This is a genomic window from Paenibacillus sp. FSL E2-0190, assembly GCF_037992965.1.
Lineage (GTDB): Bacteria > Bacillota > Bacilli > Paenibacillales > Paenibacillaceae > Paenibacillus_AQ > Paenibacillus_AQ odorifer.
In genome coordinates this window covers 293462-310991 of sequence record NZ_CP150306.1, presented here as the reverse complement: position 1 = coordinate 310991, position 17530 = coordinate 293462, and the positions used below count along the sequence as shown (strand labels likewise).

10 protein-coding genes and 1 pseudogene are annotated in these 17530 nt (G+C 47.8%); 4 read left to right on the top strand and 7 right to left on the bottom strand.

The window, feature by feature from the left end:
• Positions 1-19: 19 nt before the first annotated feature.
• Positions 20-133: pseudogene (locus NST25_RS01375) on the bottom strand (peptidylprolyl isomerase); the annotation flags it as partial.
• Between the two features lie 435 nt (positions 134-568).
• Between NST25_RS01375 and NST25_RS01370 the strand changes: the two are divergent.
• On the top strand, positions 569-2146 hold the full coding sequence (locus NST25_RS01370) for a glycosyltransferase (protein WP_340393217.1): 1578 nt from the start codon (positions 569-571) through the stop codon (positions 2144-2146).
• Positions 2147-2202: 56 nt separating this feature from the next.
• Here the strand turns inward: NST25_RS01370 and clpB are convergent, their stop codons facing one another.
• From clpB to NST25_RS01355, 3 genes are all read right to left on the bottom strand, one after another.
• On the bottom strand, positions 2203-4857 hold the full coding sequence (gene clpB, locus NST25_RS01365; protein WP_340393216.1) for an ATP-dependent chaperone ClpB: 2655 nt from the start codon (positions 4855-4857) through the stop codon (positions 2203-2205).
• A gap of 728 nt (positions 4858-5585) precedes the next feature.
• Positions 5586-6584, bottom strand: a complete 999-nt coding sequence (locus NST25_RS01360; RefSeq protein WP_175617381.1) for a DnaJ C-terminal domain-containing protein — start codon at positions 6582-6584, stop codon at positions 5586-5588.
• Between the two features lie 175 nt (positions 6585-6759).
• The gene (locus tag NST25_RS01355) at positions 6760-7233 is read right to left on the bottom strand and encodes an Hsp20/alpha crystallin family protein (RefSeq protein WP_076186194.1); all 474 of its coding nucleotides are present in this window, start codon (positions 7231-7233) and stop codon (positions 6760-6762) included.
• Between the two features lie 409 nt (positions 7234-7642).
• On the opposite strand from NST25_RS01355, the gene NST25_RS01350 reads away from it, so the two are divergent.
• Complete coding sequence (locus NST25_RS01350) at positions 7643-9289, top strand: SWIM zinc finger family protein (RefSeq protein WP_076186196.1); 1647 nt, start codon at positions 7643-7645, stop codon at positions 9287-9289.
• Positions 9286-12306, top strand: a complete 3021-nt coding sequence (locus NST25_RS01345; protein WP_340393215.1) for a DEAD/DEAH box helicase — start codon at positions 9286-9288, stop codon at positions 12304-12306. The genes NST25_RS01350 and NST25_RS01345 overlap by 4 nt, the downstream gene beginning before the upstream one ends.
• A 50-nt stretch (positions 12307-12356) precedes the next feature.
• On the opposite strand, the gene NST25_RS01340 is transcribed toward NST25_RS01345, so the two are convergent.
• Positions 12357-13157: a hypothetical protein gene (locus NST25_RS01340; protein WP_076126993.1), complete on the bottom strand. Its 801-nt coding sequence runs from the start codon at positions 13155-13157 to the stop codon at positions 12357-12359.
• Positions 13158-13684: 527 nt separating this feature from the next.
• Here NST25_RS01340 and hflX point away from each other — a divergent pair.
• The gene (hflX, locus tag NST25_RS01335; RefSeq protein WP_076126991.1) at positions 13685-14950 is read left to right on the top strand and encodes a GTPase HflX; all 1266 of its coding nucleotides are present in this window, start codon (positions 13685-13687) and stop codon (positions 14948-14950) included.
• Between the two features lie 156 nt (positions 14951-15106).
• Here hflX and NST25_RS01330 read toward each other — a convergent pair whose 3' ends face one another.
• Both NST25_RS01330 and NST25_RS01325 read right to left on the bottom strand, forming a co-directional pair.
• The gene (locus NST25_RS01330; RefSeq protein WP_076126990.1) at positions 15107-15835 is read right to left on the bottom strand and encodes a protein-glutamine gamma-glutamyltransferase; all 729 of its coding nucleotides are present in this window, start codon (positions 15833-15835) and stop codon (positions 15107-15109) included.
• A 75-nt stretch (positions 15836-15910) separates the two neighbouring features.
• Positions 15911-17173 carry a helix-turn-helix domain-containing protein gene (locus tag NST25_RS01325; RefSeq protein ID WP_076126988.1) on the bottom strand — a complete coding sequence of 421 codons (1263 nt, stop codon included), beginning with the start codon at positions 17171-17173 and terminating at the stop codon, positions 15911-15913.
• Between the last annotated feature and the right edge of the window lie 357 nt (positions 17174-17530).

The following is a 17530-nucleotide window of genomic DNA, read 5'->3' as shown; positions in this document are numbered from 1 at the left end:
AATTACAATGGATAGCATTTCACATTAATGTAATATTGAGGGAACTGATAATTTCGACCTTTTTCATGACATCCCCACGCCTTAAAGTATCCACAGGGTCCATACCTGAAATGACTCTTCCGAATACAGTATGCCAAGGGTCGCAATAATCAAACTCTGTTCAGCCACCAATATGAGCTTCAGTCTTCGCTGTCTCTTCCGGTGCAATCAATTTCCTCAGCATCCTCATTCAGCAGAGGTCGGTATTCACCCTTTCCATCATCCCAGAACACATCCGCACGAGGATTCATGGCCAGTAACAGATTGATTAACTACTGAACTTTTAGTGGTGATTTATCCATAGTCTCATTCCTGTACTCATCTGGCTGCGTTCTTATCTAATTATCCGGTAATTGTACAGCAGATTCATCAAAATTAATATATCTAAAAAGTTCAATTTATCCAACTCTCATTTCTCATTTACTATAAGAACTTTGCGAAATAAGGATTATTACTCTCTCACTGTAAATATATTGAGAACATACCTATACCTCTCGGAAGAAAGGGAGAGTCCCCCAAGGAGGCCGCAATGAATAAGACACGCGTATTAATCGGCAGCCCGATCCATCAAAAGCCCAATGTATTACGGGAATTTCTGAATTCCCTGCTGCGCTTGAATATCGAGCAAATCGAACTGGATTTCCATCTGATTGATGACAATGATGATGAGGAATCCAGCCGGCTGCTCCAGGAATTCAAAAGCAAGGGCGAGCATATTTTTATTCAAAGCTCCGGCTTTAACGATGCGTACATTCGCAATGATACGACTCACTATTGGAATTCTGATTTAGTCTGGAAAGTCGCCAACTTCAAAAACCTCATGATTAACCGAGCGCAAACCCTGAACTACGACTACCTGTTCCTGATCGACTCAGACCTCATCCTCCACCCCGCTACGCTAAGACATCTAATAGGGACGAACAAAGATATTATTTCAGAGGTATTTTGGACACAGTGGCAGCCCGATACCATGTTTCAGCCGCAGGTCTGGATGCATGACGAATATAATCAGTGGGAGATACTTCCCGGCGAAAAACTGCAACCCGAGGAAATCAACCGCAGATTTCATGAATTCATAGCCAAACTCCGCAATCCTGGAATCTATGAAGTGGGGGGTCTCGGCGCTTGTACATTGATTAGCCAGCATGCGATAAAAGCCGGGGTGAGCTACAATCAGATCCGGAACATATCATACTGGGGCGAGGATCGCCATTTCTGTATTCGTGCCGCGGCCCTTGGCATTCCGCTATTTGTTGACACCCATTATCCTGCCCTTCATTTGTACAGAGATAGTGATTTGAACAAGGTTGAAGATTTTATCAGAGAAACAACAGGGGTAAAAGCTGAATCGGCACCCACACCCATCGAGGAAAATTCCAATGAGGTTGCAGCTGCTCCTATAACCAAAAAGCGTCCCAAGCTAACCCTTACCATGGTTGTAAAAAATGAAAGCGGGCGCTTCCTGCGACAGGTTCTGGAGGAACACCGCAAATATATCGATGAGGCTGTCATTATTGATGACGGCAGCACCGACAATACAGCAGCTGTCTGTCTGGAAGCACTTAAAGGCATTCCCGTTCATCTCGTGCATAATACCGAATCCAAGTTCAGCAATGAAATTGAGCTGCGAAAACAGCAGTGGGAGGAAGTCCTAAAGACAAATCCCGAGTGGATTCTGAGTCTGGACGCGGATGAGATCTTTGAAGCCAGCTTTGCAGAAAATATAGATTCCTTGCTGTATGCAGATGGGGTCGATCTGTTCTGCTTCCGTCTTTACGATTTATGGAACGCGAACCATTACAGGGAGGATACCTACTGGCGCTCTCATCTGAACTACCGCCCTTTTTTGCTTCGCTATAAAGAAGACTTCAACTATGTATGGAATGAATCTCCACAGCACTGTGGGCGGTTCCCGGAAAATATCTTTGAGCTGTCTCATCAGCTAAGCAACCTGCGGCTCAAGCATCTCGGTTGGTCCAAAGCCGAGTTCCGGCTGGAAAAATATCTGCGTTATATGCTCCTCGACCCCGACGGAAAATACGGCTGGAAAGAGCAGTATATGTCGATTTTGGATGAACAGCCTCATCTAATCCCTTGGGTGGAGTGAGGCTTACAATAAAAAAGACGTCCACAAAGCCGTTACGGTTTTGTGGACGCCTTTTTTTATTCAGAACTCAATTCAGAACTCTGTGGCCCATCGACTTCTGGCTTCAGAATGGTTACCGTCAGCCCGTTGCCGGATTCATCCACCTGAATAACTGATCCCTCTGCGGCTTCACCAGCAATAATCGCACGCGCCACACGTGTCTCCAAGCTGCGCTGGATGAATCTTTTCAACGGTCTTGCTCCATACACAGGATCAAAACCTTCCTTAGCGATAAAACGCACCGCCGATTCAGTTAATGCCAGCCCGATTTCCCGTTCTGCCAGACGTAGACGCAATCCATCCACCAGTTTGTCCACAATTTTCTCGATCTCACCCAGTGTCAGCGGCTTGAACATTACAATGTCATCCACCCGGTTCAGGAACTCTGGACGGAAATGACCACTCAGTTCCTTCATCACTCTATCCTTGGCAGCTTCCGTGAGCTGACCTTTTTCATCGGTGCCTTGAATCAGATGAGGTGAACCGATATTGGAAGTCATAATGATGATTGTATTCTTGAAGTCAACCATTCGGCCTTGTGAATCAGTCAGCCGTCCATCATCAAGCAGCTGCAACAGAATGTTAAACACATCGGGATGCGCCTTCTCCACTTCATCGAGCAACACTACAGTATAAGGCTGACGCCGCACAGCTTCCGTGAGCTGCCCGCCTTCCTCATATCCAACATATCCTGGAGGTGCGCCGACGAGACGGGAGACACTATGCTTTTCCATATACTCCGACATATCTATACGGATCATGCCATCTTCGCGGTCAAAAAGAGATACCGCAAGCGACTTAGCGAGCTCAGTCTTCCCTACCCCCGTCGGGCCAAGGAACAGGAATGAACCAATCGGGCGATTCGGATCTTTGATTCCCGCTCTTGCCCGAAGCACTGCATCGGCCACCAAGCTGACTGCTTCGTCTTGGCCCACTACCCGTTCATGCAGCGTATCCTCCAGACGCAGCAGCTTATCCCGCTCGCCTTCTACCAGTCGGCTAACTGGAACACCCGTCCAGCGGGAGACAATATCTGCGATTTCCTCTTCAGTAACAGCCTCACGTAGCAATCTTGTATCCTGATCCTGCTGTGCCGCTTCTTCCGCTGCTTTCAGCTGACGCTCCAAATCAGGAATAATGCCGTAGCTCAGTTCGGCTGACTTATTAAGATCATATTCCTCCTGTGCATCGATCAGATCCTTGCGCGCTTGCTCCAGCCGTTTTTTGAGGTCGCGAATCCCTTGGATGGCCGACTTCTCTTTCTCCCAGCGCGCCGTCATTCCTAGCTGCTTCTCCTTCAGGTCAGCGAGCTCGCGCTGCAATATTTCGAGACGGCGTTTGCTGGCGTCATCGGTTTCTTTTTTAAGCGCTGCTTCTTCAATCTCCATCTGCATCAGGCGGCGGGTCACTTCATCCATCTCACCCGGCATGGAGTCTATCTCTGTGCGGATCATGGCGCAAGCCTCGTCCACTAGGTCAATCGCCTTATCCGGTAAAAATCGATCCGTAATATAACGATTGGACAATACCCCTGCGGCAACTAGGGCGCTGTCATGGATTTTGACCCCGTGGTGGACTTCAAACCGCTCCTTCAGACCACGCAAAATGGAGATTGTATCCTCTACATCGGGTTCGCTCACGAGCACCTGTTGGAAACGGCGCTCCAGCGCAGGGTCCTTCTCTATATATTTGCGATATTCATCGAGCGTTGTGGCACCGATACAATGCAGCTCACCCCGGGCCAACATCGGCTTCAGCATATTGCCCGCATCCATCGAGCCTTCGGTTTTACCTGCGCCCACAATCGTATGCAGCTCATCAATAAAAAGAATAATGCGGCCGTTACTTTCGCGAACCTCCCTCAATACCGCCTGCAGGCGTTCTTCGAATTCACCACGGAACTTGGCGCCTGCCACAAGTGAACTCATATCCAGTGAAAAAATCGTCTTATCCTTCAGCCCCTCTGGCACGTCTTTGCGCACGATCCGGTGGGCCAAGCCTTCCACAATGGCTGTTTTCCCTACACCTGGTTCACCGATCAGCACAGGGTTATTTTTCGTTTTACGGGACAAAATCCGGATTACCCGGCGGATCTCGCCATCACGACCAATGACTGGATCAATCTTGCCCGCGCGAACCTCTGCTACAAGATCACGGCCGTATTTCTCCAGCACCTCATAAGTAGCTTCTGGCTCCCGGCTGGTTACCCGCTGATGTCCACGAATCTCAGCAAGCACCGACATCAGCTTCTCACGGGTCAGCCCACGGCGGACAAAAAGATCCCTTAGCTCACGATTCTCCCCGCTCGAATCCGACACCATTGCCAGCACCGCATGCTCCACAGAAACAAACTCATCCTGCATCTTCGCCGCTTCCTTCTCCGCCTGCTCCAGCAGATGAATCAGCGATTGCGAGGCGTAACGCCTTACCGTGCTTGCTCCTGACCCGCTGATGCTCGGCTTGCGTTGAAGCAGTTCATCTGTGCTGCGCATCAGCTCAGCCACAGGGATATTCATCTTTTGCAGCAATCTTGGCAGCAAACCTTCTTGCTGCTGGAGCAACGCTTTTAACAGATGGAGATTATCGATCTCCTGATGACCGCTGTCTGATGCCAGCGACTGCGCCGCAGCTACTGCTTCCTGCAGCTTTTGAGTTAATTTATTGAAATCCATAGCTCTCTCACCTTTCTATTTAAGAGTGATTATATTAAATCGGCCTTTTTGGCCGGGGATAGGTTAATTTAGCGGGATTTATCCCGCTTATTTCGAGTAACTAGCTGGTTTGCACTCATTCTGCGGGATTTTTACCGTTCTTTTCGAGTAACTAACTGGTTTGCGCTCATTCTACGGGATTTTTACCGTTCTTTTCGAGTAACTAGTTGGTTTGCACTCATTCTGCGGGATTTATACTGTTCTTTTCGAGTAACTAGTTGGTTTGCGCTCATTCTACGGGATTTTTGCCGCTCTTTTCGAGTAACTAGCTGGTTTGCACTCATTCTGCGGGATTTTTACCGTTCTTTTCGAACAACGAGCCCCATTCGGCGCTTTCTAGGGCACTTTTGCCTTTCTTTTCGCACATCGAGCCTCATTCAGCGCTTTCTAAGGTATTTTTGCCTTTCTTTTCGCCCAACGAGCCCCATTCAGCGCTTTCTAAGGCACTTTTGCCTTTCTTTTCGACCATCGATCCCAGTTTGGCACTTTCGAAGGCACTTTCGAAAGCACTTTTGGCACTTTTTTCCCACCATAGTGCCGACTTTCACCGTTTGAGCGAAACGTTCATTTATAGTTAGTGGCTAAATAAGTTACTGTTCTGCAACTAGCATTCAAATCACCTTATTCACCAACCAGAGTTGATCACAAACGAGTGTAATCACCTCACCTCTACCTCTTCTACCTATCTATTAATTACCCACTTTCGCCTTCTGCCGCTGGGTGCCAGTGCTTTGACGTTTAGCTCTGGCTTCGAAAGGGCTGGAGTCTGCCAGCTTTCGGTAGAGATTTTTCTCCGCTTCGCTGATAGGTTCAGGGATAACAATCTCAATTCCAAATAAAATATCGCCGTTCGCACCATTCTCACGTTTTAAGCCCTTGCCGGGGATACGTAGCGTTTTGCCGCTCTGAATTCCTGCTGGAATCTTCAATTTCACGGCGCCGCCCCCCGGTAATGGAACCTTCACTTCTCCACCCAATACCGCTTGCCAAGGAGCGATTTCAACCATGCCATATAAGTCGCCATCGCGAATCTCATAAATATCATGAGGAAGAATATGAAGTGCCAGCAGCACGTCGCCACCCGGAGTGTTTCCCGCGGTTTTAATAATTGTACCCTCATAGGATCTAGGCGGAATGTTAACATCCACCGTTTTGTCGCTGACCTGTACTCTTACAGTGGCGCCCTTATAAGCCTGCTCCAAGGTAATATCCAGCTGCGCCTGCATGGTACTACGGGCCTCGCCCCACGGATTGCCATTCGCACGCCCCGTTCCACTTCCCGAGAAAAAATCAAAGCCAGCCCGATCCGCCGAGCCCCGATTCCCAAAAAACATCCCGAATAAATCTTCCTCCGAAATACCAGAACCTCCTGTTGAATAAGTTCCACCGTTCCAGCTTCCACTTCCACCAAAGTTTGAATCCCAAGAGGAGGCTCCACTCGCCGCCCCTCCACTAGCTCTGCCACGTTGAGCTCCATAAAGCAGCTCTTCATCATAGAGTTTCCGTTTATCCTCATTACCAAGCACTTCATAGGCTTCAGCTGCTTCTTTGAATTTCGCCTCTGCCTCAGGGGCTTTGTTAACATCGGGATGCCACTTCTTGGCAAGCTTCTGATAAGCCTTTTTAATTTCTTGTTTAGTAGCTTTTTTGCTCACGCCCAAAGCATCATAATAGCTTTTACTAGCCACTCGCGCTTCCTCCTTTCCATCCCTATTCTCATGTTGACCACCATTGCACTCCGAGAAAAGACGCACCATAGCCGGAATCCTCCACTACAATGCGCCTTCTATTCATAACACTATATTAAAAGCCCGCTGCCATCTCTAAAAGACTGAGCAGAAGTTCATTCCGCTTAATTTATGCTTATTCAGACTGCGAACCCGTAGAATTAGAATCTCCGTCTTGAATCTCGATGCGTTTACCTTGCATTTTTTGCCGTTTGGGAACTTCCAGCTTCAGCACTCCATCTTTCAAAGACGCGCGAATTTCTTCCTCGGCAATATCTTGAACATAGAATCTGCGCACATATTCACCATATCGGCGTTCTCTGCGTACAATCTGATGTTCCTTGTTCTCCTCGGCATTTTCTTCCTTACGTACAGCTTTAATCGTCAAATAAGGACTGGCATAATCAATGTCGATTTCTTCTTTTTTCAAACCAGGAAGTTCAGCTTCAATCAGGTAAGCCTGCTCACTCTCACGAATATCTGTTCTGAAGGACATCGTGGAGCTCTTAATCGGTGCAAAAAAATCATCATTAAAAACATCATTCAAGGACTTAGCCAGCACACCAAAAGCATCATCTCTACGTTTACCAAAAGGAACCATATCAAACATTATCCATTCTCCTCTCATTGACTTTGACTTTATTTGACCTATGACCTTATTATAGTCCCCTACCCGAGGAATAACAAAACCGATTTAAGCCGATTATCGCTCAAATTCAGGCGAATTAGCTGATTTTCCACAACAAAATTAGTTCTTTTTATTTATTTGACCAATTTTGACCTTTGTTTGATCTTTCGTAAATGACACCTATATAATCATGATCCAACTTGCAGTACGATTATTATATGTTCCGACCTTCTGTTCGATACAAGCCATTAGCTTCTAATCATCTCCACGCCAGCTTTTAAACGGAGTTTCCTTACGATCTATCAAAATTTAACGATTTAAAGATGAAGCCAGCAGAAGTGATATAATGAAAGACAACTAAAGACCATTTTCGTTACAGGAGACCAATTGTATGCAACCAACCTATCCCATGGATGATACGCAGTGGAGTAAGCTCATCCAAAATGTCGCCTATTATTTCGATGATCTTACCCTCAAGCGGGGGTTCCAATATTATAAACAAAATCGAGTGCAGCCGTTTACCATGACGGAGCCTCGTAAGATTAACGCTCTAGTTGAAGGTAGAGAGGATTACCGCGTCACCATTGATCTCGACGGCTTCACCAATTGTCATTGTAATTGTCCAGTATCAGGTCATTGCAAGCATATGGCTGCTGTGCTGCTGAATTATGCCGAACAGCAGAATAGATCTGTACAAGTTCTAGCTAACGCTAAAGCTGCTTCCTTTTTGCCCAAAATATCAAGTACAGCAACAAGTACTTCTATTGGAGCCGATGCAACTCGTCAGCAGCAAATGAAAGAGATGGCTAACCACATCGCTAGCGGGAAAATAACGGAGTGGCGGGAGTATTTTGAATTCTGTGTCTCCCCTCTAGCCCATACCACCCGAAATCCTGAATATGTGAGTCGGGCCTTGTCTGCAATTAATAAATTCAAACCAAAAATGCTTCCGGAAACGGAGAAGCTGTTCACTCTGCATGCTCATCTTTATCTGTTGGAAAAGCTCGCTAAGCCTTCCACGCAATCCGTCGGTCAGGCCGCTTACGCCCCTTCTCTTGGTTATTACACACAGGTAGCAGTCTCAGAGCTACAGGAAGTAATCACAGGTCTTTTAAAAAAGACACTTCCGCTGTCCCCCGAGCAAGAGCAGGATCTATGGCCATACGTCATCGATACTTTATCTTATCTACGGCGCGAGATGTTGACGGAGTCGCGGGATCGCTCACGGGATCAACCCTCTTTTTCTCTTAGCTATGATCTGCTGTGGAGAAATTGGATTTATCCGAATACAGGTGGAACTAAGCTTTACCTGAATGAAATCGAACAGCTGCAGCAAGCAGAAGGTGAATTAGGCGCTTCCCTGTCACAACATGCGTGGCTGTTAGCTCAGAGCCGCATGTATTACTATCTGATGGATGACCAGAAGGCTTGGGACTTACTGAATAAGGCTGCCGAGCGCCCGGGTCTCCATCCCGATGAGCTCATGAGCTTCACCTCTCCGCTGCTGGATGCAGGGGACTGGTCCCGGTTGGTGGATTGGCTTGTTCAGATCGGTCCACTGCTGAGCAGCAGACTCTATAATCTCAATAGCTATTCAACCAGTTGGGAAGAAGCTGTTCGCCACCTGCCTGAAGCTGAGCCACAAATGTGGGATACACTAGCCACCATGTTACCTATCTCTGGCGAAGTCTATGAAGAGAAGCTAATCACCTATGAGAAATGGCAGACCTGGATGGATTATCAGCTGTCCATCGGTAAACAGCCCTCCGAATTTCGTGTCAAAGACCTCCAACCGGTGGAAAAGAATGCACCTGAGGTTCTGCTGCCCTTTTACCATCAGGCCGCCGAAAGATTCGTGCTGGATAAGAACAGACATAGCTACAAAGCGGCTGTGAAATTATTGAAACGATTATCCAAGCTGTATAAAAAGCTGAAACAAGAAGAACGCTGGGAAGAGTTCCTCACTGCCTTCGCCATTAGGCATAGCAGGCTCCGTGCGCTGCAAGAGGAGCTTCGGAAAGGAAAGCTAATACCATGAACATGCATTTACGCACGCTAACCATCCGGCTTGCATTAAGCCAGTATGGCGATGCTTTAATATTTGGAATGAATGAGCGCGAAGATCTCGTGCCGGGCTTGCAGCTTAAGCAGCGGCTTTTCGCCTGGCATGAGGCGTCTTTTTATGGTACGGAGTTAACCGTGCAGCCCGCTGGCGAAGGCGTAGAGCTAGTGATTCTTCCTGCTGAGCAGGTCATCCCCTTCTTTGCCGAGCAGAAGCTTTTGGCGCATATCGAATGGAGCTGGGAGGGCGATGCCGCCCACCTCACAGAACTGGCACCACTTCTGGCTATATGTCTGGAGCACAAACAGTATATTCCCGACATCTCCGCCTACCGCGCCGGGAGGCTGCAATGGACTTGGGACGAGGGGGCTCTTGCGCAGGTGGCAGTGGACAGTGACACTGCTAAGGGAGCCCTTGAGGCGCTAAATGGCGGCAGCGAATTTAGCCGTGGATTACGTGCGGCGTTCTCTGCCGCCGTATCGCAGCGCTATTACAGCACGGAGGCCGAAGCCGGCGACCTCCGCAGCGAATTCCCGCTTCTCTTCGATAGAAGCGGAGCACTTGCAGCGGGCATGGATACCGCTGCGTGGCTTATCGCCATTGGCTGGAAGGCGGACACCGCGCCTTTCCGGCCCGCTCTACAGCTGCTGGAGCCCGATGAGGATGAATCCTATTGGCGGCTGCAGCTGATCCTTCAGGACAAGCGCGATGAATCCGCGCTTGTTCCCATCAGGCTCGCCGATAACGGCGAGCCGTACGGCTTGTGGCCGGCCGCGTGGTCGGCTCACGTGCATGAACGGGCCGCGGGATGGCTGGAGCGCCTCCGCGGCAGTCTGCCGCCCGAGCGCTTCGCGGCGGGCGGCGATGTGCTGGCCGAACCGCTGAGCGATGCCATCGCCTGGCGGTTCTTGACGGCCGAGAGCCAGCGGCTGCTGGAAGCAGGCTGGCAAGTGCTGCTGCCGGCGTGGTGGGAAGCCGCCAGCCGGAAAAAGCCGCGCCTGCGAGCGAAGATCAGCTCCGGCGAAGACAAACGCAGCGGCGGCGAGTCGCTGTTTGGTCTCGATTCGATCATCGATTTCGATTGGCGAATCTCCATCGGCGATGCGGATCTCACTGAAGCCGAATTTGCCGAGCTGGTCGCAAGAGGGGAACGGCTCGTCCGCTTCAAGGGCAAATGGGTCTCACTCGATCCGGCTCTGCTGGCGCAAATCCAAAGAGCCATGGCGGGAATGGACAAGTCGCAAGGCTTGTCCTTCCAAGACGTGCTTCAGCTCCACTTACTAGGAGCTGGTGAAGAGGCAGACGCTGAAGCTACGGAAGAGCAGCTGCAAGAAGATGCCGCGCGTCTGCGTCTGGAGGTAGAGCTGAACGAGCATTTGATCAGCCTTATCGGTCAGCTGGGCCAGCGCTCAGAATGGCCTAAGCCGCCCGTACCCGCAGGCCTTAAAGCGGAGCTGCGCACCTATCAGCATGAAGGATTCGCCTGGCTGACCTTTCTGCGCCGCTTTGGGCTGGGGGCCTGTCTAGCCGATGATATGGGACTAGGCAAAACAGTACAGCTCATCGCCTATCTGCTACACATCCAAGAGAACACGGATGCAAGCTCAGCCCGGCGGCAGACCGACCCACCAGGCTGGCCTTCATTGATCATCTGCCCGACCTCTGTGTTAGGCAATTGGCAAAAGGAGCTGCAACGCTTCGCGCCTTCGTTGAATGTTATGCTTCATTACGGAAGCCGCCGTCTGGACGCGGGATTCTTCTATGGCGCAGCTTCGCAAGCCGATGTGGTACTGACCTCTTATGCAACTGCTGCGCTTGACCAAGAGCTGCTGAAGGAATTCACTTGGGCGACTATCTGCCTGGATGAAGCTCAAAATATCAAAAATGCCCAAACCAAACAATCCGCAGCTGTACGTAGTTTTCCAGCTCTACACCGGGTCGCCTTAACAGGGACGCCGATAGAGAACAGATTATCCGAGCTGTGGTCCATTTATGATTTTATAACCCCAGGTTATCTGGGCAGCGCCAAGTCTTTTAATGACCGATTCACGAATGCTATTGAGAAGGAACGCGACGCGAAACGTACAGCGGACCTACAAAATCTAGTGAAACCCTTCATGCTGCGCCGCAAGAAAAAAGACCCTAATATACAGCTCGATCTACCTGATAAAAATGAAATGAAAACCTATGTTCATCTGACAGCCGAACAAGCGGCGCTTTACGATCAAACCGTAAACGGACTGTTGGAACGGATGAAGAAGCTGGAAGGCATTGAGCGCAAAGGGGCAATTCTCGGGGCTCTGACCGGGCTTAAGCAGCTATGCGATCACCCGATGCTTGTGACAAAAGAAGCTATCCCTGAGCTTGATACGGACAATAAACTGGATACCAGCTTTCTTATTAACCGTTCCTCCAAACTCGAAAGACTGCTGGACATGGTTAAGGAGCTGCGCGCGGAAGACGAGCGCTGCCTGATTTTCACTCAATATGTGGGTATGGGAAAAATGCTTCAGGCGGTTCTCCAGCAGGAGCTGGGCGAACCCGTCCTTTATTTGAACGGAAGCACCTCCAAACAGGCGCGCGACCGCATGATCGAGCGGTTTCAGACACCCGCCCCTTCGGCAGAAGATGGGTCTACACGCCCAGACACACCGCCGTCTGATCAGCCGAATGTATTCATCCTTTCACTCAAGGCTGGGGGAGTTGGCCTGAACTTAACTGCAGCCAATCACGTATTCCACTTCGACCGCTGGTGGAATCCAGCGGTGGAGAATCAAGCAACTGACCGCGCTTACCGCATGGGCCAGACTCGTGATGTGCAGGTGCATAAATTCATCGCCCTGGGCACACTCGAAGAACGGATTGATGAGATGCTGGAGAATAAACAGCAGCTCAGCGATAATGTGATCTCCAGCTCGGAAGGCTGGATTACCGAGCTGTCCACAGAGGCTCTGAAAGATCTCTTCACCTTGCGTCGTGACTTAAATGACTAGCAAAAAGGAACATTCGCGTAAATGCGAATGTTCCTTTTTCACAAGAATAATTACCATTGCTCGGACATTTTAAAGGTAACTGCGAGATCGTCCCCGCCCGAGAGGGAGTTTACCACCAATGTGACAGGTTCATCATGGAACTCGTATGAGAGTCGCTCATTAAGTAAATTGACCGCCAGATTCGCATACGCCCCAGAAATCCCTGATCCTGTACCTTGCATAATAACTTTTCCACCCGTGACCGTAGTGCAGGTATAGTTCACTAGCAGCGCCGTGTCCGTGACAGGAATATTTGTAGTCGGTGTAGGATAATTCTCGAAGGCCCCATCAAGGGTCCCGCCTGCAACGACCATATATCGCACAGGTCTTTTGGACATAACATCTAAAGCTGCCGGTCGAATCTCAGCCGCAAGACCTTGTGGAATAGCAAAGCCAGGACGCCTCATGAAGCTGATTGCTGCAAAGTCAGTCGATGTAACGGTCACGTTATCACGTATTTCCGAAGTTATTCGGCTCACTTGAAACACTTCAAGATCAACGGCCGTCCATACACCGTCCGCATCAACAAGGAAAACCTGAATCTTCATCTGCTCCTGTGAATATACAAAATTAAATTGGAATAAATCCTCTACCATGACATAGGTCTTGCTTAAGGTCTCCTGATATTGCAGCTCAAATAACTCTTCAACAAAAATGGCCTGGGGACTGACACTATTGGATAAGCCCGTAATATAACAAAACGCGCCAGCCGATCCATTGTTGACAACTTTGATCACTACTTGATCTATTGGCCGAGTACCGTCGACTGGTAAATTAATAATGGTGTTTGTGGACAGAACAGGCAATGTCATCACACCTCCTATATATCAATTCATATATGATATGTAAACATTGTTTAGAATTATTGGGTGTAATTAAAATACAAGAGATGTTCCAGAGCATAAATAGAGATTTGCCACTAAATAACGAATGTGGTAAACTCGACTTAACTTTTTATGAACGGAGGGTTACGTGTGATAGACTTTATCCGAGTTAGAACTTTGCGCGGCTAATTGAATAGCGCTAAAGCTCTGCCCATGTGCAGAGGACTCAGGATTGGTCTACCCATTTTTAAAGGTAACCCGATAATTTAACAACAGCGTGTAGGGAGGATTCTCTTCACCTCCATTCCTTTAAGAATTGAACATCCATAGAAGCCGATTAGCCAACTGCTGCTCGCAAGGGATCAAAGTGACTCTTCCCTGCGACTGGACTGTTGTTTAATTCATTCTACCTATGGAAGGCCCTAACTCTGACGTCCTCTAACGAACCGTAAGCACAGGCAGATTGCCTGTGTTTTTTTGCGTTTATTATTTACTATTGGAGGATGAATAAATATATGGAACAAATACGAGAAAAAGCAATTATAGTCGGTGTCCAGCTTCAGAACGAAACGAATTTCGCCTATTCGATAGAAGAGCTGAGCAATCTGGCAGCTGCCTGTGACCTTGAAGTCGTAGGAGAGCTTAGTCAAAAGGCAAGTCGAATTAACCCCTCCCATTATATCGGGACAGGTAAAATCGAGGAATTATCGGCACTTTTAGAAGCACACGATGCTCCTATTGTTATTTTTAACGACGAACTGTCACCTTCACAGATCCGCAATTTGGAGTCCGCACTGGACCGTCAGGTCATTGACCGGACCATTCTGATCTTGAATATTTTTGCGGAAAGAGCGAAGACCAAGGAAGCCCAGCTGCAAGTTGAAGTAGCCAAGCTGCAATATATGCTGCCGCGCCTCACAGGTCTTCGTGAGTCGCTGGGCAGACAAGGTGGCGGAGCTGGACTTAAAAACAGAGGTGCTGGTGAAACCAAGCTAGAGCTGGACCGCAGAAGAATTGAAGAGCGGATCACTGCTTTACAGGTTGAACTGCAACAACAAGTAGCAAGACGCCAAATCCAGCGGAAACAACGGCATAAAAATGAAGTTCCCGTCGTCTGCCTTGTAGGCTATACGAACACCGGAAAATCCAGCTTAATGAATGTCATGGTAGAGACTTACCATCCAGGTTCCCATAAACAAGTATTCGCCAAGGATATGTTGTTCGCTACACTAGAGACATCGGTTCGCAGCATTGAGCTGCCTGATCACAAAACCTTTTTATTAACAGATACTGTCGGATTCGTCAGCCAGCTTCCCCATCATCTGGTCAAAGCGTTCCGCTCCACTCTTGAAGAGGTTACCGAAGCGGACTTATTGATTCACGTAGTCGATATTTCCGATCCGCAGCATCAACAGCATATGGCGGTTACAGATGAGACGCTCAAAGCACTCGGCGCTGACCAGATTCCAACGATCTATGCCTATAATAAAGCTGATCTGACTGATTTGCCTTACCCGCAAATTGAAGGTGACAATGTCTACCTTTCCGCCAAGAAAAATAGCGGAATGGCTGAACTTACCGCTCTGATCCGCAGCCATGTTTTTACGGACTATGTCCAGTGTGAGATTCTGGTTCCATTTGATCGGGGTAATGTAGTCTCTTATTTCAATGAACACGCCCATGTTCAATCTACTAGCTATGAAGAAACAGGCACACGCCTTGAGCTGGAATGTAGAAAATCTGATTTTGAGAAATTCCGCAACGATTTTATTGAGCTATAACAAATTAGAAACGACGTGGTAATCCTTAATTAAAAAAGAGGGATAGAGTTTTCAGAGTTATCTGAAGCTCTATCCCTTTCTTTTGTGAATAAAAAAATGAACAATACAAAAGAGCCCTCTCTTTGCATTGCTCAGTAAATATAAAATAGGCAGACGCTAGATCTTATAAATATAGTTTTTAGACCCTATTCTTGAACATACAGTGTATCGGAAGCTTCTATTGTTGGCTGCCGGTAAAACCGTTCCTGCAGATAACCGCTGTAAGTAATTAAAGTCTGGATGCACCGATTCATCCGTTAAATAGGCCGAGATATCACTCCCATATACTCTTTCCTGATTCAGAGAGTCTATGATAATCTCTCCAGTAGTAATCCCTATGCCATGGCCGTAGAACAGATCATTTTCGAGTTTAATTGCATTCTCGCCCTGCCATTCTGGCTTGCTCGGAGCATGATCGGGATTCTTGAAATATACAACGTCTCCCCGCTGCGTTAGTTCCTTGTTGTAGTTTGTGATTAAGCGTAAATTCTCGTCATAATTCCAGTCCCATAAGAACAAATCCTTGAAATACTTATTAAACGCTTCTTCACCTATAGCTTCAATCGTCGCCCGATACATAACAATGACCATGGCTGTCGCGCATTCAAAGGCATATAAATGACCATTCCGAAAAATATCTTTAATCCCCACTGTGGGTTCCACGCCAGCGTTCAGCTGAAGCCCACCAATCTCTGTACGTGTCCAAAACTGCGGATTGCAGCGGGAATCATCAAATGTTGCAAAATCCACTCCACTTTCATTTAAAGCTTCAGCCGATTCCACGATGCTTTCTCTCATTTTGCGCTCAAAGTCAAGGGCATCGGGTGAACGAACTTCCTTCACCATGCTTAGTCCCTCCAATGTTATAGGTTCTAAATATAGGTTATTGTACGTGTTCGTCACCGGGTTGGTGCTTAATTCTCATGATTCCCTGGCATCCACGAACCACTGGTTAAGCTGCCGTGTCTCTTCCGTCAAAATATCCAGGAAAATAGAAGTGCGATAACCCGTATCCTTCAAGCTTTTGCCCGTAATCTCTGCAATTCGGTTTAATCTATAAAGCAATGTATTAGTGTGTATATGTAAAAAAGCCGCGGATTCCTTTAAATTGCCGCTTAATGATAAATAGACAGCGATGGTTTTGAGAAAATCACTTTTATGCTCGCGATCATGTTCTTTTAGCGGATATAGCAACGGGCTTTTACGAATTCGACTGCGCTTTTGCTCCATAATAACCGGTATATATGCCCAAAATCCAATTTCCTCGTACAATAGCAGCTCCCGCCCATGAAAAGGCAGCAGCTTTTTGATCTCCACAATGGACACCGCTTCCCAATAGGCAATAGCCGCGGACATATATTCAGTGTAATCGAGACTACAGCCAGCAGCCAGTGTGCAGCCTTCACTCTTATACATATCCTCCATTGTTTTATGCAGGAATGAAGATAATCCACCCGCCCCCTCGATCACAAAGCTGAAGGAAAACAAAATAATCAGCCGATTATGCTCAGCCGTCAGAAATAGTAATTGCAGTCCGGAATAAGATGCCATAACCTGCCGAAACCGGAGTATTAAATGATCATCGATTACCTTGTCACTTTCAAACACGCTAATATAATATTTTTCCGGCAAAAGAATGGACCAAAATTCCGCATCCTTTTTAATATTTGCTTCGTTGTCGTAGTGGGAGGTAATCAGCTTCCAGAAAAAGTCCTCATGCGTTTTGTCCTGCTTCGTTTTCCAGCCTCGCTGCTTAAGTAAATAACGGCCTACGATACCTGCCGCCTTCTCAACGATATTTTCGGCATGCCCTTCTACCAGGTTGCCTGTATCTACTACCCAAATGTACCCGAGAATTTCCTTCTGATGTTTGATACAAATGGCCAGCCGGGGACCAAGTCCCACCTCCAGCACTGCAGGAATTCGAATGGGATGTGCCGCGCTCTCCAGCTGCTGCATAATCCCTTTTTTGCGCAAGCCAATAATCACAGTGTTAGGTACACGCTTCCCGATAATCGTTGAAATCCGCGCGGAGTCACTCTCAAATTCATGCGAGCTGTAGCCAATCACATGATGATTGCTGTCCTCAATGGTAACTTGAGACTGGAGCGATTCACTTATCGCATCTGCCAATGATTCCATACTGTCGAAGAAACGATCAAATAATGGATCCTTATCTGTCACTAGCTTCACTCCCACCTGAAGAATAACCAAATCCTGTACTCTAGAGTGATTTCATTATAGTATGCATCCCCCTAGCTGACTATAAGATAAATAGCTGGTTTAGGTGAGGGGCGAGATCGGCTTGTTGAGGAAGGTGTTTGGGACGGGGATGTTTGGCGGGGGTTTTGTTGAGAGTTTTGTCGGGGTATTTGGGAAGGTTTAATAGTTGTTGGTGATTACCAAATGTTATAAGTGGTTTTTAGGGAATAACCCCCGGAAATTCTGTGTTTTAATCATCACATGATCATAATTAGGGGAATTCTCCCTAATATTCTGCACTTTAAGCATCACACGATCATAATTGGGGATATACTCCCT